The organism is Streptomyces sp. NPDC023527, assembly GCF_055560115.1.
Genome location: NZ_JBVHJJ010000003.1, coordinates 354,883 through 372,435, shown reverse-complemented (window position 1 = coordinate 372,435; position 17,553 = coordinate 354,883). Strand labels below are relative to the sequence as shown.

The following is a 17,553-nucleotide window of genomic DNA, read 5'->3' as shown; positions in this document are numbered from 1 at the left end:
ATGGGGAACTTCTTGGCCGGCAAGGTGGTCGCCGTCACCGGCGCCGGCCGTGGCATCGGCCGGGCCGTGGCCCTGGCCTGCGCGGCCGAGGGGGCGAAGGTCGTCGTCAACGACTACGGCGTGTCCATCGACGGCGGCGAACCGGCGAGTGACATCGCCGCGGCCGTCGTCAAGGAGATCGAAGCGGCCGGCGGCGAGGCCGTCGCCCTCGCGGACGACGTGTCGACCATGGCCGGCGGCCTGCGGATCGTCGACACGGCCCTGGAGCGGTACGGGCGACTCGACGGTGCCGTCTGCGCCGCCGGCATCCTGCGGGAACGGATGCTGTTCAACATGACCGAGGAGGAGTGGGACCCGGTCATCGCCACCCACCTGAAGGGCACCTTCACCGTCTTCCGCGCCGCCTCCGCCGTCATGCGTCGCCAGGGAGCGGGCACCCTCATCGGATTCACCAGCGGCAACCACCAGGGCAGCGTGGCCCAGGCCAACTACTCCGCCGCCAAGGGCGGTGTCATCTCACTCGTCCGCAGTGCCGCCCTCGGCCTCAACAAATACGGCGTCACCGCCAACTGCGTCGCTCCAGTGGCCCGTACCCGCATGTCGGCCAACGTACCGATGGAACTGACGGAGATCGGCGAACCGCGGGACGTGGCGGCCCTGGTCGTCTACCTGCTCAGCGAGCGGGCCCGGAGCGAGGGGATCACCGGGCAGGTCTATACCGTGGCCGGCCCCAAGCTCGCCGTCTGGGCCCAGCCCCGCGAACTGCGCGCGGCCTACGCGGAAGGCGCCTGGACCCCCGAGAAGATCGCCGACCTCCTCCCCGGCACCGTCGGCACCGACCCGATGCCCCTGCTCGCCCGCCTCGAAGACATGGCCAAGGCAGCAGCCTCCAAGGAACGCCCCAACGCCTGACGAGGAGAGAGCGTGGACTTCGCATTCGGGCCGGAGGACGAGGCGTTCCGCCAGGAGGCGCGCGCCTGGCTCGACGCACACCTCGCCAACGCCCCCACCCCCGGCCGCCGCGACTGGGAACGCCTGCTCGGCGCGGATGGCTGGATCGGCCTCGGCTGGGACCGAACCCACGGCACCTACGGCAACCGCACCGCCACCCTGGCCGGACAGGTCGTATGGGCCGAGGAATACGCCCGGGCCCAGGCACCCGCCCGCCTCGGTCACATGGGCGAGAACCTCCTCGCGCCCACCCTCCTCGCCCACGGCGACGCCGCCCAGCGCGGCCGCTTCCTCCCTGCCATCGCCCGCGGCGAGGAACTGTGGTGCCAGGGCTACAGCGAACCCGGAGCGGGCTCGGACCTCGCCTCCGTGCGTACCGCCGCGGTACGGGCCGACGGAGGCGGCACCTACCGGATCAACGGACAGAAGATCTGGACCTCCCACGCCCACGAGGCCGACTGGTGCTTCCTGCTGGCCCGCACCACCGAAGGGTCCCACCGGCATCACGGGCTCTCCTTTCTGCTCGTGCCGATAGACCAGCCCGGCCGGATCGACGTCCGGCCGATCCGGCAGATGTCCGGAGCCGCCGACTTCAACGAGGTGTTCTTCGACGGAGCCCAGGCCCGCGCCGACCATGTCGTCGGCGGCGAGGGCAACGGCTGGCGGGTCGCCATGGACCTCCTCGGACGGGAACGCGGAGTGTCCACCCTCGCCCAGCAGATCGGCTTCGCCGCCGAGCTGGCGCACGTGATCCGGCTGGCCCTGGACACGGGAGCCGCAGCGGAGCCGGTGACGCGCGACCGGCTCGTACGGCAATGGGCGGAGCTGCGCACCATGCGCTGGAACGCCCTGCGTACCCTCGGAACGGCACCCGACGCCGGAGCGCCCAGCGTCGCCAAGCTCCTGTGGGGCCGCTGGCACCAGCGGCTCGGCGAACTGGCCATCCAGGTCCGGGGCCGGACCGCCACCCTCGGCCCGTACGACTGGAGCCCCGACCGCCCGTACGAACTGGACGACGACCAGCGCCAGTTCCTTTTCTCCCGCGCCGACACCATCTACGGCGGCTCGGACGAGATCCAGCGCACCGTCATAGCCGAGCGCGTGCTCGGCCTGCCCAAGGAGCCGCGCCCATGACCTCGTACGGCCACTGGATCGACGGCTCCTGGCACACGCCGGAAAAAGGGCACTATCCAATTGTCAATCCGGCGACCGAAAAGGTCGTCGGGGAGGCCCCGGAGGCGACTCCCGCCGAAGTCGCCCGAGCCGTGGCCGCCGCGCGGGCCGCTCAGGACGGCTGGTCCCGTACACCACCGCGCGAGCGCGCGGCGGTGCTGGACCGGGTAGCGGATCTGATCACTGAACGCGGAGAAGAGCTCGCACGCCTCCTCCAGGCGGAGACCGGTGCGACGACGCGCGTCACCTCGGCCGTACAGGTGCCCGTGGCCGCGGACCGCTTCCGCCGCTACGCACGGGGAGCGGTCGAGCCGGCCGTCATCCCGCTCGCGCCGTGGACCGTAACGGGCAGCCCGCTCGCCTCCGGCGGCCTGATCGGCGCCGCCGCGATCCGGCGCCCTGTGGGCGTCGTCGGCTGCATCACCTCCTACAACTTCCCGGTCGTCAATCTCGCGGGCAAGGCCGCACCCGCTCTGGCCATGGGGAACGCGGTCGTTGCGAAACCGGCTCCGCAGGACCCCCTCAGCTGCCTCGCCCTCGGCCCGCTCCTGCGGGAGGCCGGCCTCCCGGACGGCGTCTTCAACGTCGTCACCGGATCGGGCGCCGCCGCAGGCGAGGCGCTCGTGTCGCACCCCGGCGTCGACATGATCAGTTTCACCGGGTCCACCGCTGTGGGAAAGGAGATCGCCGAGGCCGCGGGGAGGTCGATGAAGCGCATCTTGATGGAACTGGGTGGCAAAGGCGCGGCCATCGTCCTGGGGGATGCCGACGGAAAAGCGGTCAAGTCGGCGATCGGGGCGGTCGGTTCGGTCTGGGCATTTCACAGTGGGCAGATCTGCACGGCGCCGACCCGGGTGCTCGTCCATCGATCGCTGTACGAGAAGGTCGTCACCGGCCTCACACATTACGCCGGGACACTGACGATCGGGGACCCTGTGGATAACTCCACGATCGTCGGCCCGCTGATCTCCGCCGCCCAACGCGACCGCGTCGAGGCGTACATCGCCGGAGCCCGTACGCAAGGCGCCCGGATCGCCGTCGGCGGCACCCGTCCCGACCTCGAATCCGGCTTCTACGCCGCACCCACCCTGATCACCGACGTCACCCCCGACATGACCGTCGCCCGCGAGGAGTTGTTCGGGCCCGTCGTCGCCGTGATCGCCTTCGAGGACGAGGACGAAGCGGTCCGCATCGCCAACAGCACCTCGTACGGGCTCTACGACTACATCTTCAGTGCCGACACCGCCCATGCCTGGGGCCTCGCCGCCCGGCTGCGCAGCGGCAACATCGGCATCAACACCGCTCAACGGCACCCCGAAACACCCTTCGGCGGCTTCAAGGAAAGCGGCATCGGCCGCGACGGCGGCTCCTTCGCCCTGCACGCGTACAGCGAACTCCAGTCGGTGGTCTGGCCTTCCTGACCGCACCTGTCACGCCGTTCCCGGGCATCCCGACTGCTGCGACGAACCCATCCGCCTCCATGGCCCCGACCGACTACAACCGACCACAACCGAAACCACCGATCTCGATCCACCCCACCCGAACTACCCCACGCACCCGGCCGAGAGGACCCCACCCATGCGAGGCGTGATCTTCGACGGCGACCGACCTCACGTCGTGGACGACCTGGAGGTGCGCGAGCCGGGCCCCGGCGAGGTCCTCGTCGCCTTGGCCGCCGCCGGACTGTGCCACAGCGATCTCTCGGTTATCGACGGAACCATCCCCTACCCCCTCCCCGTCGTCCTCGGCCACGAGGGCGCGGGCGTCGTCGAAGCGGTCGGGCCCGGGGTGGGGCACGTCGCGCCCGGCGATCACGTCGCCCTGTCCACCCTCGCCAACTGCGGCACGTGCGGCGACTGCGACCGTGGCCGTCCGACCATGTGCCGCACCGCGATCGGCCGGTCGGGCCGCCCCTTCTCCCGGCGTGGCGCCCGACTCCACCAGTTCGCCTCCAACTCCGCCTTCGCCGAACGCACGGTCGTCAAAGCCGTCCAGGCGGTGAGGATTCCCGCGGACATGCCCCTGACCTCGGCGGCCGTCATCGGCTGCGGGGTCCTGACCGGCGTCGGCGCGGTCCTCAACCGCGCCGCGGTCCGCCACGGGGAGTCCGTGGTCGTCATCGGCACGGGCGGCATCGGCCTGAACGTCCTCCAGGGAGCGCGTCTGGCGGGCGCGTCGACTGTCGTGGCCGTCGACACCAACCCCGCCAAGGAACCGGCGGCCCGGCGGTTCGGGGCGACGCACTTCGTCGACGCCACCGCCGCGCCCGGTACCACGGACGCCGTTCGCGCGATCCTGCCGACAGGCGCCGACCACGTCTTCGAGTGCGTCGGCGACACCACGCTCATCCGGCAGGCGGTCGACCTCCTCGACCGGCACGGCCAGGCCGTCCTGCTCGGTGTGCCGCCCGCCGACGCGCAGGCGTCCTTCCTCGTCTCCTCGCTGTACCTCGACAAGTCGATACTCGGCTGCCGCTACGGATCATCGCGCCCCCAGCGGGACATCGCCCTCTACGCGCGCCTGTACCGCGAGGGAAAGCTCCTGCTGGACGAGCTCGTCACCCGTACCTACCCCGTCGAGGACTTCGCGAAAGCCGCCGACGACGTGCACCACGGCCGGGTGGCCCGCGCGGTCCTCACCTTCACCTAGCGGCCCCATGGAGCAGCCCACTGTCCGGCCCTTGTGGGTCAGCGGCGGGCCTTGCCCGCGCCCGCCCCCGTCCACTCCGCAGGAGCCGCCCGGAACGTACGGCGATAGGCGCTCGGCGAGACACCGAGCGCCACCTGAAGGTGCTGCCGCATGGACGCCGCCGTCCCGAACCCCGCATCCCTTGCCACCTGGTCCATGGGCAGATCGGTGTCCTCCAGCAGATGCCGTGCCCGCTCCACCCGCTGCTGCGTCAGCCACTGACCAGGGCTGATGCCGACCTCCTCGCGGAAGCGGCGCGTGAAGGTCCGTACGCTCATGGCTTCCTGCTCGGCCATGTCCCGCAGCTGGATCGGTTCGTTCAGCCGGCCCAGCGCCCAGGCGCGCGCCGTGGTGGTCGTCGCGAGCTGTGGCTCGGGCACCGGCCGCTGGATGTACTGCGCCTGGCCGCCGTCGCGGTGCGGTGGCACCACGCTGCGACGCGCCACCTCATTGGCCACCGCCGCGCCGTGGTCGCGCCGCACGATGTGCAGGCACAGGTCGATGCCGGAGGCCACCCCCGCGGACGTCAGCAGATCGCCGTCGTCGACGAACAGCACATCGGCGTCCATCCGGACGGACGGGTACAACCTCTGGAAGTGCTCCGTGCTGCTCCAGTGCGTCGTCGCGGGGCGTCCGTCGAGGAGCCCGGCGGCCGCGAGGATGAACGATCCGGTACAGATCGACACCATGCGCGTACCGGGCCGTATGTGCTCCAGTGCCGCGGCCTGGTCCGCTTCGAGCGTTCCCTCGGTGAACGGGCTGCCGAGCTCGTACGAGGCGGGCACGACGACCGTGTCGGCGTCGGCCAGGGCCTCCGGGCCCTGCTCCACCGTGATCGAGAAGTCCGCGTCGGTACGCACCGGGCCGGGGGCGAGCGCGCAGGTCGTCACCTCGTACAGCGGCTCCCCGGCGGACGTGAGGGCCTTGCCGAAGATGCGGTAGGGGATGCTCAGCTCGAACGGGATGACGCCGGTCAGGGCGAGCACGACGACTCGGTGGGGCGGCGCGTCGGGATGCCGGTCCGACCGCCTGACCTCGGTCCTGTGCGACATGGGCGTACGTCCCCCTCAAGCGGTTCCCGCTGTCTGCCGGCCACCTGTCTGCCGGCCTCTGACTGACAAGCCTGCCCCGGAACCATCCATTCCCGCACTGCCGTGGCCCGATCCTTGCGAATGCTGTCCCTCGGGCCACTCGTTCCCGTGTTCGGCGCGTTCGATGCTGCTCGCGTGGCCCAGACAACCGAACGCATCGCCCACCCCGACAGCGGCTCAGTGCCCCCGGCGCGCCGGACCCGCGTCCACCGCGCGTGGCTCGTCGCCGCCGTCACCTTTGTCACGGTGATCGGCGCGGCCGGCTTCGCCTCACTGCCCGGGCTGCTGATCGAACCCCTGCACAAGGAGTTCGGCTGGTCGCGCGGCACCATCGGCTTCGCCGCCTCCGTCAACCTCGCCCTCTACGGGCTCACGGCACCGTTCGCCGCCGCCCTCATGGACCGCTTCGGCATCCGCAAGGTCGTCGCCTGCGCGCTGACCGTGATCGCGACCGGTGCGGGGCTGACGGTCTTCATGACCGCGAGCTGGCAGCTCGTCCTGTGCTGGGGCGTGCTCGTCGGCCTCGGCAGCGGCTCGATGGCCCTGGCCTTCGCGGCGACCGTCACCAACAGGTGGTTCGCCGCCCGCCGCGGGCTGGTCACCGGAATCCTCACCGCCGCCGGCGCGTCCGGCCAGCTGATCTTCCTGCCGCTGCTCTCCTGGGTCGTCGAGCACCACGACTGGCGCCCCGCCGCCGTGATCGTCGCCATCGCGGCCCTCGCCGTCGTCCCGTTCGTCTGGCTGCTGCTGCGCGACCACCCGGCGGACGTCGGACTGGCGGCGTACGGGGCCGAGTCGTACGCCCCCAAGCCCGCCCCCGCGCCGGGGGCGGCACGGCGCGCTCTGAAGGCGCTGTTCACGGCGGCCCGCACCGGACCGTTCTGGCTGCTGGCCGGCACCTTCGCGATCTGCGGGGCGTCCACCAACGGACTGGTGAAGACGCACTTCGTGCCCGCCGCGCACGATCACGGCATGCCGGTCACGGCGGCCGCCGGACTGCTCGCGGTGGTCGGCGTCTTCGACGTCGTGGGGACGATCGCCTCCGGTTGGTTCACCGACCGCTTCGAGGCGCGCCGGCTGCTGGCGGTCTACTACGGACTGCGCGGCGTGTCCCTGATGTTCCTGCCGATGCTGATGGCCCCTTCCGTACACCCGCCGATGATCTTCTTCATCGTCTTCTACGGCCTCGACTGGGTCGCCACCGTGCCGCCCACCATCGCCCTGTGCCGCGAGCACTACGGCGACGACAGCGCGATCGTCTTCGGCTGGGTGCTGGCCTCCCACCAGGTGGGCGCAGCGCTCGTCGCCTTCCTCGGTGGTGTGGCGCGGGACGCCTTCGGGTCGTACGACCTCGTCTGGTACGCCTCGGGCGCGCTGTGCGCGGTGGCGGCGCTGATGGCCCTGATCATCCGCAGGCGGCCGACACCGGCCGCCCTGGTGACGGTCTGAGCGAGCCCTTGTGCGCCGCCCTGGCCCTTCGAGGGGCGCGGCCGCGCCGCCTCACTCGGCGCCTCACCGAGGGCCACCCACCGTGTCGTTCGGCTCACAGAAGCAACCTCCCGGCCTCTGGGGGAATCTCTCTTGCAGAGAGGGGCGGTTATGACAAAGCAGGCTGAGCCGGACGCGATGCCGGCCGACGCGAAGGCGGAGGACGCCGCACCCGAGGAAACCTCTCGGGTGCCGAAGCGCGCGATGCACGCGGACGGCTTCGGTGCCGCCTTCTGTGCGTCCATGGCCGCTCTGTGCGCCGAAGCCCTCATAGGCGGAACGATCGCGATCCTGGTGAAGCTTTCCCGGGAACACGAGGGCCTGCCTGACCACCTCGTCATGATCGTCGGAGTGGTCCTCGGGGCGGCGCTTCTCGCAGTACTTGTCAGCGGTTTCGTCACGGCCGTCACGGTGATGCCCGCCCTGGGGATCGCCCGCCGGATCGCACGGCGCGCGGGAGGCGCCGAGCGCTGGTGGTGGAACGCGGCCGCCGTCCCGGTGGTGTCGGCCGCCGCGGTCGCGGTGTTCGGAGGTGTGGCCGCGCTCGGCAGCCTTTCCCTGGCGTCACCGCTGAGGTATCTCGCATGGTGGGGCGCTCTCACGGCCGGCCTGCTGCCCGCCACCCTCGTCGCCGGCATCGCGGGCCGGCGCGTCCGTGCGGGCCGGGCGAGGGGCGTGGCCCGGAGGGTGGTGCGCGACGGCGCGCTCGCGTGGCTCGTGGTCGCCGCGCTCGGCGCGGGCGCGTACGGCACGGGTCTGGTGAAGGTCCACGAACCACCCCGGTTCGGCAAGGCGGACATGGCCGGCATGTGGACCGACGGGCACGGCGGCACGGTCGAGCTGGGCTCCGACGGGGTCGCGGTCGCCAACGGCCTCGACAACTACGCGTGGGACGACACCGGCAAGGACAAGCCGAAGGACTGTGACGGCTCCGGCAAGTGGACGGCCGTCAAGGACGGCGGCAGGGTCCAGGGCGTGACCCTGCGCATAGGCGCCTGCGAGCTCAGCCGCAACTGGAGCGTCAGCGGCACCGAGAAGGCGCCGCGGATCTATCACGAGGTCGGCAAGCCCGGCTCGGGCAAGCGCTACGAGCTGACGAAGATCGTGAAGTCCAAGCGGTAGGTCCGGCGCTGCGGCTCATGGGCCGAACGTGCCGAACGCGCCCCGGTGGAAGAGCAGCGGCCCGCCGTCCGCCGCCTCCTCGTCCGTCCCCAGCGCCTCCACGCGACCGACGACGATGAGGTGGTCCCCGCCCGTGTGCACGGCGTGGACCACGCAGTCGACCCAGGCGGGTACGTCCGCGAGCCGGGGTGATCCGGTCACCGGCGACGGCTCGTACCGCAGGCCCGCGAACTTGTCGGCCGTCCGTGAACCGCTGACCGCGAAGGCCCGGCACAGCTGCCCCTGGCCGGCGCCGAGGATGTTGACGCAGAAGACCCCGGCCCGGGCGATGCGCGGCCAGGTGGTGGACGTCCGGGCCACCATGAAGACGACCAGTGGCGGGTCGAGGGAGAGCGCGGCGAAGGACTGGCAGGCGAAGCCCGCCGGGGGCTCCCCGCCCGCCCCCGGCGCCGTCACGACCGTGACACCGCTGGCGAAGTGGCCCAGGACCCGCCGGAACTCGTCCGGGGACGGAGCGGGCCGCTCGTCCGCCCGTACGGACCGCAGCTCGGGGCGGGGCATGGGCTCGACGGGCCGTGGCGCGGCGGAGGTCGGCGAGCCGGCCGACCGCAGATAGCGCACGGCGACGGCGGCCATCCCTGCGTGTCCCATCATGCCTCCATTGAAACTGATGGGCTGTCAGGTCGGAAGGGCGGCGCGTGATGGGTGCGCGTACGCATCTGCGGCTTCCATACCTGGCGGGTGCGCGCTAGCTGCCCCGGTAGACGGGGGCGCGGCGCTCCGCGAAGCTCGCGAGGCCCTCGCGGGCGTCCGCCGTCGTCATGTTGATCTCCTGTGCCGCCGCCTCGGCCGCGAAGGCCGTCGCGCGGTCGCTGTCGAGTGACGCGTTGACCAGCTGCTTCGTCATGGCGAGCGCGCGGGTCGGCCCGGCCGCGAGCCGCGCGGCCCAGGCGCTTGTGGTGCGGGCCAGCTCGGCCTCGGGCACCACCCGATTCACCAGCCCCATGCGTTGCGCCTCGACCGCTGGTAGCGCGTCCCCGAAGAACATCAGCTCCTTGGCGCGCTGCGGGCCGACCAGGCGCGGCAGGAGATACGCGCCCCCGCCGTCGGGAACCAGGCCGCGACGGACGAACACCTCGATGAACGTCGCCGATTCGGCCGCCAGGACCAGGTCGCAGGCCAGGGCGAGATGCGCGCCGAGGCCGGCGGCGGTGCCGTTCACGGCGGCTATCACGGGCTTCTCGCAGTCCAGCACCGCGCTGATCAGCCGCTGGGCGCCGCGACGGATCGTGCGGGCGACGTCGCCGGCCGCGCGGTGGTCGGGTGGGGTGGAGGAGTTGGTAGAGGTGGTTGAGGCCGAGGAGTGGGGCGAGGCCGACGAGACGGAGGAGGTCGGAGAGGCCGACGAGGTCGCTCGCAGGTCGGCTCCCGCGCAGAACGCCGTGCCCGTGGCGGTGAGCACGACGGCTCGCACGGCCGGGTCCGCGGAGGCGGCGGAAAAAAGTGAGATCAGGTGTTCGCGCTGGTCAGGGGCGATGGCGTTGCGCGCTCGGGGCCGGTTGAGAGTGATCCACGAGACGCCGTTGTCAGTGGCGTGGAGTATCACTGAGTCATCGGGTCCGACGGGCTCGACGGATTCCGCCGATGCCTGGGAATTCCCTGGCTCGACGGGCTCCGCGGAGTGTGCACGGGGGGATACGGGCATGGGGGAACTCCTGTTTCTACGAGCCGTCGCGCGCGGCGCCGCGTCAGGCGACCCAGCGGTCGGTGTCTCAACGGTCGGAGGCGGGGCGGCCGAGGGCCCAATGGTCGGAGGCTCAGCGGCAGAGCGCTCACGGACGGAAGGGCCATTGGCGGAAGGCTCAGTGGCAGAAGGCCAGCGCGTCCAAGGCCACGGCTCCCTGGCCGCGTTCCAGCACCACGAGGGGGTTGATGTCCAGCTCGGCGAGTCCGTCGCCCAGCTCCAGGGACATCCGCTGAACGCGCAGGACCGTCTCCACGAGCGCGTCCACGTCGGCCGGGGGAGCTCCCCGGACGCCGTCCAGCAGGGCGCGCCCGCGCAGGTCGGTGAGCATCGTCCGCGCACGGTTCTCACCGAACGGCGGGACGCCCACGGCCGTGTCGCGCAGCACTTCCACCAAGGTGCCGCCGAGGCCCACGGTCACCGTGGGGCCGAAAAGCGGATCGGGGGAGATCCCGACGACCATCTCCACTCCCTTCCCCACGAGTTGGCAGACGAGGATGCCGTCCAGTGGCAGCCCTTCGTAGCGGGCGATGTCGATCAGTTCGCGATAGGCGTCGCGGACCTGGCTGGCCGAGGTCAGTCCGACCTTGATCAGGCCGAGCTCCGTCTTGTGGGCGAGCTGGGGGCCCGATGCCTTCATCACGACGGGGTAGCCGACCAGGGCGGCCGCCCGGACGGCCGCCGCGGCGCTGGTCACCAGCTGTTCCCGTGGCACGCGTATGCCGTACGCGCGCAGGAGCTGCTTCGCCGCGTGTTCGCTGAGCTGCTCGCCGGGGCGCAGCAGTTCCTGTGCCTTGCGCGCGGAGGGGGAGAGGGTGCGGGGCGCGTCGTCGAAGGGGGAGCGGTAGCCGGCGGTGAAGCGGTGGTGGTCGAGATAGGCGCGGACGGCGGTGACGCAGTTGGAGAAGGTGCGGAAGGTGGCCACGCGCGAGGATCCGAGGAGGGTGGTGCGATAGGCGTCCTCCGTGCCGACGGGCGAGCCCCACACCACACAGATCAGCTTGTCCGTCTCCTCCGCGGCCGCCACGAGGTCGCTCGCGAGCCGGTCGCTCATGGGCGGGAAGGGGCCGGTGACCGGGCAGATGAGGACGCCGACGGACGGGTCGGCGAGCACCGCGTCGATGATCTTGCGGCCGCGCGCGTCGCCCACGGGGTGACCGCCGCTGTCGATGGGGTTCGCGACGGTCAGATACTCCGGTATCCACTGGTGGAGCTCGCGCTGTCGGGCGGCGGGGAGCGTGGGGAGGGTGAGCCCTGCCGCGGTGGCCAGGTCCGCGAAGTGCGCGCCCGTGCCGCCGGAGATCGAATAGACGGCGACGCCGGTGGCCTGCGGGGGACGGGCGCGGGCGAGCAGCGCCGAGGTGTCCTGGAGCTCGTCCAGGCCGTCGACGCGGATCACGCCGAACTGCCGCATGGCCGCGTCCACCACCGCGTCCGCGCCGGTGAGCTTGCCGGTGTGGGAGGCGGCGGTGCGGGCGCCGGCCTCCGTCCGGCCGACTTTGACGGCGACGACCGGAACCTTGTGCCGGGCGGCGCGGTCCGCGGCGAGCAGGAAGGACCGGCCGTCCTTGAGCCCTTCCACATACGCGGCGATCGCGCCGACCTCGGGCCGGGTGGCGAAGTAGGAGATGAAGTCCGCACACTCCAGATCCGCTTCGTTGCCGGTCGGCGCCCAGTGCGAGAGCCGGATGCCGAGCTCCTGGAGGGCGAAGACGGGGCGGCCCTGGTGGCCTGACTGGGTGACCAGGGCGATGGCCGGACCGTCGAGGTCGTCGCGGAAGTGCTCGAAGGCGTTGAGGTTGGTGTTCGGGCCGAGGAGCCGGACGCCGGACCGCCGGGCCGCGGCGGCGAGGCGGGCCTGGGCGGCGGCGCCCTCGGGCCCGGTCTCGGCGAAGCCTGAGGCGAAGGCGACGGCGAACGCTGCCTTGGCGCCGGCCAGCTCCTCGACCACGGGGAGCGGGTCGCCGACGAGGAGTACGGCGAGGTCGATCCGCTCGGGGAGATCCTTGACGGACGGATGGCAGGGGAGGCCGAAGACGGTCGTACGGGTGGGGTGCACAGGATGCAGGCGGGCACCGGCCCGCTCGCACCAGGTGACGAGTCGGCGGGTGATCCCGGTGTGGGGACGGCCTTCGGCGTCCGAGGCGCCGATGACGGCGACGGTCTCGGGGTGGAAGAAGCGGTCCAGGTCGGGGACGTCCGAGTGCAGCGGCCGACCGCTGACATCGACGTCGTCGGCGCCGGTGGCCATGCCGTGGACGGCGGGGCCCGGGCGCTCGCCGCAGGCCACTACGCGGGCCGGACGGGAGGTGGTGGTGAGGGTGCCGTGAGTCGATCCAAGCATCGGTCTCGTCCACTCCTGCTCATGGCCGATAAGCTGACGTACGGTCAGGCTACAGATCTGACGCGACGTCAGGAATGGTGCGCGGGACCGGAGCCGCGGCACAACGGGCGGAGCGCGGGCTCGGCATCATCGAGTCGGGTGGGTGCCGGCCGAGTGGCGGCACCGGTTGGGAGGTCCGCATCTTGAGTGCGACGCGACGCTTCGATGTGCCCGAGATCGATGACTTCACCCGCCCCTACTGGGACGCGGCGGCGGAAGGCCGGCTGCTGATACGCCGATGTCGCGCGCCCGGGTGCGGCAGCGCGCATCACTATCCGCGCGAGTTCTGCCCCCGCTGCTGGAGCGAGGACGTCGTCTGGGTCGAGGCGAGCGGCCACGCCACGCTCTACACCTGGTCGGTCGTCCATATGAACGACCTGCCGCCCTTCGGTGACCGCCTGCCCTATGTCGCCGCCGTCGTGGACCTCGCCGAAGGGCCCCGCATGATGACCGAGGTCGTCGGCTGCCCGGAGAGTGCGCTGCGCATCGGCATGGCGCTCCGGGTCACCTTCCGCCCAGGCCCCGAACCCCCGCTGAAAATACCGGTGTTCGGCCCGTGTTGAATGACGGCATGATGGAATCGAAGGGATTGGCCCCGGTCTGGATCGGTGAGTACGACCTTCTGCTGCGCCCCTGGGAGGACGGGGACCTCGACGCCGTACGGCGCGGCATATCGGACCCCGGCTTCCGCCGTTGGAACGTCGTCAACGTCCCCACTCCGGACGAGGAAGGGGCCCGCGACTTCCTGGAGCGGCGCGCCGCCGGGTGGGAACAGGGTGACGCCGCCTCGTTCGCGATCACCACGCAGGCGGAGGGCCCCGACACCGTCGTCGGCAATGTCTCCCTCGCCATGATCGACTTCGTTCATCGCAGCGCCCGTGCCGGTTACTGGCTCCTGCCCGAGTACCGGGGCCGGGGTTACGCCTGCCGGGCGTTGGACGCCGTCACCCGGTGGGCCTTCCATGAGGATCCGGGCCTGCACCGAGTCGAGCTGGGTCACGCCCTCGCCAACCACGCCTCGTGCCGGGTGGCCGAGCGCTGCGCGTACGCCCTCGAAGGCACCCTGCGCGGCGCGATGGCGGGCATCGACGGTGGCATGTGGGACATCCACGTCCACGCCCGGATCGCCACCGACCCCGCGCCCGACCTCAGGGCCAGAGCAGCCCGGTGACCCAGGCGCCGCCCTCGGTGCGGCGGTAGACGAGGCGTACGTGCCGCCGCTCCGCGTCCCCCTGGAAGAACTCGACCTCGTCCGCGTCCACGACGTACAGCGTCCAGCTCTCCACCGGCGCGTCGGGCTCCCGCCGGGCCCGTTCCCAAGCCGCGTCCGAGGCCCGCTCCAGCTCCTCCCGTGATGCCAGCTCCTCGCTCTGCCGTCCCGCCAGCGCGGCCGCCAGGGCGCCGGTCGAGCGCTTGGCGAGGTCGGCCCGGCTCTCCGCCGCGCTCGCCTCGGCCACCCTCCCCCGCACGCGGACCTGGCGCCCGACCGCCGGCCAGTAGAAGCTCAGCGCGGCCTCGGGCCGGGCGGCCAGCTCTCTGCCCTTGCGACTCGTGCGGTGGGTGGCGAAGTGCCAGCCGCGCTCGTCCGCGTCGTGGAGCATCACCGTCCGCACCGACGGCCTTCCGGTGGCGTCCGCCGTGGCCAGGCTCATGGTGTGCGGCTCCGGGCTGCCGGCCGCCGCCGCCTCGCGCAGCCAGCGCCGGAAGAGCGGCAGCGGCTCGGCGGGCGCGGAGCCCGGATCGAAGCGCGGCAGTTCGGTGTCCCACACCCGCAGGGAACGCAGAAGCTCATGGAACTCATGGGACTCGCGTGACTCCTGGAGTTCGTTGCGGGAGTCACGGCGGTGGTCATCGGCGTCACTGCTCATGGCCTCATCAAACCCCGCCGCGGCCCCGATCCGACGGAAGGGCCGCGGCGGTCAGTCGCGAGCGAGAACCAGCGTTCCCGACGAGCAGAACCAGCCGCCCGTCCCCGAAGCGACGGCCAGACGTGGCAGCCCGCCGTCGCGCCCGCGCACCTGCCGCCCCTCCTCGGCCTCGCCGCGGAGTTGACGTACGGCCTCGACCAGGAGGAACAAGCCGCGCATGCCCGGATGACAGGCGGACAGCCCGCCGCCGTCCGTGTTGACCGGCAGCGCGCCGCCGACCGTCAGCCTTCCCTTCTCCACGAACGCGCCGCCTTCGCCCTTCGCACAGAAGCCCAGGTCCTCCAGGGTCACCAGGGTCATATAGGTGAAGGCGTCGTACAGCTGCGCCACGTCGATATCCCCCGGGGTGACCCCCGCTCTCCGGAAGGCCAGCCGGCCCGAGACCGCGGCGGGGGAGACGGTGAAGTCGTCCCACTCCGACATCGTCGTATGGGAGACCGAGGTGCCCGCGCCCAACACCCACACGGGTGATTTCGCGGTGTCCGCGACGTACTCCTCGGCGGCCAGCAGTACCGCGCAGCCGCCGTCGGACCGTACGCAGCAGTGGAGCTTGGTGAAGGGGTCGGCGATCATCGGCCCGCCGAGGACGTCGTCGACCGTGATCGGGGTGCGGTACATGGCGTGGGGGTTGTGAAAGGCGTTGGCGCGGGTTTGAACGGCGACGTCGGCAAACTGTTCGATCGTGGTGCCGTACTGGTGCATATGGCGGCGCGCGGCCATCGCGTACTTGGCGATGAGGGTGTGCCCGTACGCCACCTCGAACTGCGCCGGGCCCCGCGCGCCGAAGGAGAGGGCGGCGGTGCGGCGGCCCGCCTTGAGGTCGGCGCGGGCGGTGGAACCGTAGACGAGGAGGACCGCGTTCGCGTGGCCCGTTGCGATGGCGTCGGCCGCGTGGGCGGCCATGACCTCCCATGTCGCGCCCCCGACCGTGGTCGAGTCGACCCATGTGGGCCGCAGGCCCAGATATTCCGCGATCTCCATGGGGGCGAGCGTGCCCATACCGGCGGAGGCGAGGCCGTCGATGACGGACCTGTCGAGGCCGGAGTCGGCGAGGGCGCGCCGGGCGGCCTGTGCGTGCAGGGCGTAGGAGGTGGCCGAGTCGACGCGTCCGCAGTCGGAGAGCGAGACGCCGACGACGGCCACCTTGCGCGTGCTGCGGGGACTCATGAATCTGACGGTACATCAGCCCGGGGGTGGGAAGTTGAGCTCCGACTGCCTAGGATGACGCTCCGTCAGATCCGGAGGTGTGCGCCCATGGACGCGGCGTTGAGCCAGGAGCAGGAAGAGATCCGGCGTACCGTGCGCGATGTGCTGCTCAAGTCCTGCGGCGCGGAAGAGGTCAAGGCCGCGGTCCGCACCCGGGCCGGCCATGACGAAGCGCTGTGGCGACAGCTCGCGGAGCGCATGGGACTGCCGGGGCTGGCGGTGCCCACGCGTTACGGCGGAGCCGGCTGCGGGCCCACCGAGCTGGCATTGGCCTGCGAGGAGACCGGCCGGGTGCTGCTGCCCTCCCCCCTCCTGGCCACCGCCGGCCTCGTGGCGCCGCTGATCGCCGCGCTGGGGACGGACGCGCAGCGTGTCGAGCTGCTGCCGCGCCTCTCCCGCGGGGAGCTCACGGGGACGCTCGCCGTGCCGGGCGCCCTCCCGACGGCGCTCGCCCTGACCGGCCCGAACGGCGGCGACTGGTCCGGTGGCGGCCGCGCGGGCGGCGTACAGGCGCGCCCCTCGGAGGACGGTTCGGGCTGGCGGCTGTACGGCGAGGCGTCGCAGGTGCTCGACGGCCACAGCGCGGACCTGCTGCTCGTGGCGGCCCATACGGGCGGGTACGCGCGGAGCCGCACGCTGCTGTTCGCACTGCGACCGGAGGGGGCGCGCGGTGTGGTCCGTACGCGCCTGACCGCCCTGGACGAGACCCGGCCGCAGGCCCGCGTCGAACTGCGCGACGCCAGAGCCGAGCTCCTGGGGGCCACCGAGGCCGATGTTCCGGGCGCGCTCTCCCTGCTGGGCCGGAGCGTGGCCGCGATGCTCGCCACCGAGGCCGTGGGCGCGGCCGACCGGGCGCTGGAGCGGACGGTCGCGTACGCACGGACGAGGGAGCAGTTCGGCCGCCCGATCGGCTCCTTCCAGGCGGTCAAGCACCGGCTCGCGGATCTTTACGTGGCGGTCCAGGCGGCCCGCTCGGCGGCGTACTACGCGGCGTGGGCGGCCGGTGGCGGTGTGGCGGAGGATGGCGGCGCCGGGGGGCTCGCGCTCGCACAAGCGCTGGAGGCCCTCCGGCAGGTCGCGGGAGAGGCCGTGCAGCTGCACGGCGGCATCGGAGTGACGTGGGAGAACGATGTGCAGCTGTACTTCAAACGGGCGGCCTCGGACGAGCTGTTGTTCGGTCCCGCGCATCGGTTGAGGGCGCACGCGGCGGAGACGGCCGGGCTGTTTGCCGGCCGGACCGGCCGGGAAGCGGTGGCCCTGTGACCGCCGCCGTGGAACGCATCGTGCAGAGGGTCTCCTCGACCCGTACGTTCGCGCGGCTCGCGCCGCACTTCGTACCGGCACTGGACCGCGCGGTGCACCGGCTGACAGGTGGCAGGACGCTGCTCAGCGCGCGCATGCTGCCGAGCGTCGTCCTCACGTCGACGGGCGCCAGGAGCGGGCAGGCCCGGCGAGCACCGCTCGCGTGCATGCGGGAGGGCGATCCGGCGCGTTCGTGGGTGCTGATCGGCAGCAATTTCGGGCGGCCGGGGCATCCGGCCTGGACGGCGAATCTGCTGGCCCATCCGGATGCGGAGATCAGCTGGAAGGGGCGGGACATTCCCGTACGCGCGCGACTGCTGCGCGGGGAGGAGCGGGAGGCCGCGTGGGCGGCGGTGGTGAGGTTCTGGCCTCCGTACGCGCGCTACCAGGCGCGTGTGGAGCGTGAGATCCGGCTCTTCCGGCTGGAGCCGCGATAGCGGCCATGGCCCGGGGCAGTGGCCCGATCGGCCGGTATGA

The 17,553-nt window shown here is 72.1% G+C and carries 16 protein-coding genes; 10 read left to right on the top strand and 6 right to left on the bottom strand.

Features of this window, described 5'->3' with window-relative positions:
- The 4 genes from ACZ303_RS08635 to ACZ303_RS08620 all read left to right on the top strand — a co-directional run bounded on the left by ACZ303_RS08635 (position 1) and on the right by ACZ303_RS08620 (position 4,773).
- A complete protein-coding gene (locus tag ACZ303_RS08635) occupies positions 1–912 on the top strand; it encodes an SDR family NAD(P)-dependent oxidoreductase (RefSeq protein ID WP_467336491.1) in 912 nt (303 codons plus the stop codon).
- A gap of 12 nt (positions 913–924) precedes the next feature.
- Positions 925–2,085 (top strand): acyl-CoA dehydrogenase family protein, encoded by a 1,161-nt coding sequence (locus ACZ303_RS08630; protein ID WP_467336489.1) that lies wholly within the window; start codon positions 925–927, stop codon positions 2,083–2,085.
- A complete protein-coding gene (locus ACZ303_RS08625; protein WP_467336487.1) occupies positions 2,082–3,545 on the top strand; it encodes an aldehyde dehydrogenase family protein in 1,464 nt (487 codons plus the stop codon). Before ACZ303_RS08630 ends, ACZ303_RS08625 begins: the two co-directional genes overlap by 4 nt.
- 157 nt (positions 3,546–3,702) lie before the next feature.
- Positions 3,703–4,773 carry a Zn-dependent alcohol dehydrogenase gene (locus ACZ303_RS08620; protein ID WP_467336484.1) on the top strand — a complete coding sequence of 357 codons (1,071 nt, stop codon included), beginning with the start codon at positions 3,703–3,705 and terminating at the stop codon, positions 4,771–4,773.
- A gap of 38 nt (positions 4,774–4,811) precedes the next feature.
- On the opposite strand, the gene ACZ303_RS08615 is transcribed toward ACZ303_RS08620, so the two are convergent.
- Positions 4,812–5,864 carry a GlxA family transcriptional regulator gene (locus ACZ303_RS08615; protein ID WP_467336482.1) on the bottom strand — a complete coding sequence of 351 codons (1,053 nt, stop codon included), beginning with the start codon at positions 5,862–5,864 and terminating at the stop codon, positions 4,812–4,814.
- A 120-nt stretch (positions 5,865–5,984) separates the two neighbouring features.
- On the opposite strand from ACZ303_RS08615, the gene ACZ303_RS08610 reads away from it, so the two are divergent.
- Both ACZ303_RS08610 and ACZ303_RS08605 read left to right on the top strand, forming a co-directional pair.
- Entirely contained in the window at positions 5,985–7,352 is a 1,368-nt protein-coding gene (locus ACZ303_RS08610; protein WP_467336480.1) for an MFS transporter, read from the top strand.
- A 150-nt stretch (positions 7,353–7,502) separates the two neighbouring features.
- Entirely contained in the window at positions 7,503–8,513 is a 1,011-nt protein-coding gene (locus tag ACZ303_RS08605) for a hypothetical protein (RefSeq protein WP_467336478.1), read from the top strand.
- Between the two features lie 15 nt (positions 8,514–8,528).
- On the opposite strand, the gene ACZ303_RS08600 is transcribed toward ACZ303_RS08605, so the two are convergent.
- The 3 genes from ACZ303_RS08600 to ACZ303_RS08590 all read right to left on the bottom strand — a co-directional run bounded on the left by ACZ303_RS08600 (position 8,529) and on the right by ACZ303_RS08590 (position 12,601).
- Complete coding sequence (locus ACZ303_RS08600) at positions 8,529–9,167, bottom strand: flavin reductase family protein (RefSeq protein ID WP_467336476.1); 639 nt, start codon at positions 9,165–9,167, stop codon at positions 8,529–8,531.
- 94 nt (positions 9,168–9,261) lie between these two features.
- Complete coding sequence (locus ACZ303_RS08595) at positions 9,262–10,218, bottom strand: enoyl-CoA hydratase/isomerase family protein (RefSeq protein WP_467336474.1); 957 nt, start codon at positions 10,216–10,218, stop codon at positions 9,262–9,264.
- 157 nt (positions 10,219–10,375) lie between these two features.
- Entirely contained in the window at positions 10,376–12,601 is a 2,226-nt protein-coding gene (locus ACZ303_RS08590) for an acetate--CoA ligase family protein (RefSeq protein ID WP_467336472.1), read from the bottom strand.
- Between the two features lie 182 nt (positions 12,602–12,783).
- Between ACZ303_RS08590 and ACZ303_RS08585 the strand changes: the two genes are divergently transcribed.
- Together ACZ303_RS08585 and ACZ303_RS08580 are read left to right on the top strand one after the other, a co-directional pair.
- Positions 12,784–13,203 (top strand): Zn-ribbon domain-containing OB-fold protein, encoded by a 420-nt coding sequence (locus tag ACZ303_RS08585; protein WP_467336470.1) that lies wholly within the window; start codon positions 12,784–12,786, stop codon positions 13,201–13,203.
- Between the two features lie 8 nt (positions 13,204–13,211).
- Entirely contained in the window at positions 13,212–13,811 is a 600-nt protein-coding gene (locus ACZ303_RS08580; protein ID WP_467336468.1) for a GNAT family N-acetyltransferase, read from the top strand.
- Here ACZ303_RS08580 and ACZ303_RS08575 read toward each other — a convergent pair.
- Positions 13,789–14,508, bottom strand: a complete 720-nt coding sequence (locus ACZ303_RS08575) for a pyridoxine/pyridoxamine 5'-phosphate oxidase (RefSeq protein ID WP_467336466.1) — start codon at positions 14,506–14,508, stop codon at positions 13,789–13,791. The genes ACZ303_RS08580 and ACZ303_RS08575 overlap by 23 nt on opposite strands.
- A gap of 51 nt (positions 14,509–14,559) precedes the next feature.
- Entirely contained in the window at positions 14,560–15,735 is a 1,176-nt protein-coding gene (locus ACZ303_RS08570) for a thiolase C-terminal domain-containing protein (protein WP_467336464.1), read from the bottom strand.
- 87 nt (positions 15,736–15,822) lie between these two features.
- Between ACZ303_RS08570 and ACZ303_RS08565 the strand changes: the two genes are divergently transcribed.
- The gene (locus tag ACZ303_RS08565) at positions 15,823–17,037 is read left to right on the top strand and encodes an acyl-CoA dehydrogenase family protein (RefSeq protein ID WP_467336462.1); all 1,215 of its coding nucleotides are present in this window, start codon (positions 15,823–15,825) and stop codon (positions 17,035–17,037) included.
- Positions 17,034–17,513: a nitroreductase family deazaflavin-dependent oxidoreductase gene (locus ACZ303_RS08560; RefSeq protein ID WP_467336460.1), complete on the top strand. Its 480-nt coding sequence runs from the start codon at positions 17,034–17,036 to the stop codon at positions 17,511–17,513. Before ACZ303_RS08565 ends, ACZ303_RS08560 begins: the two co-directional genes overlap by 4 nt.
- Positions 17,514–17,553 lie beyond the last annotated feature (40 nt).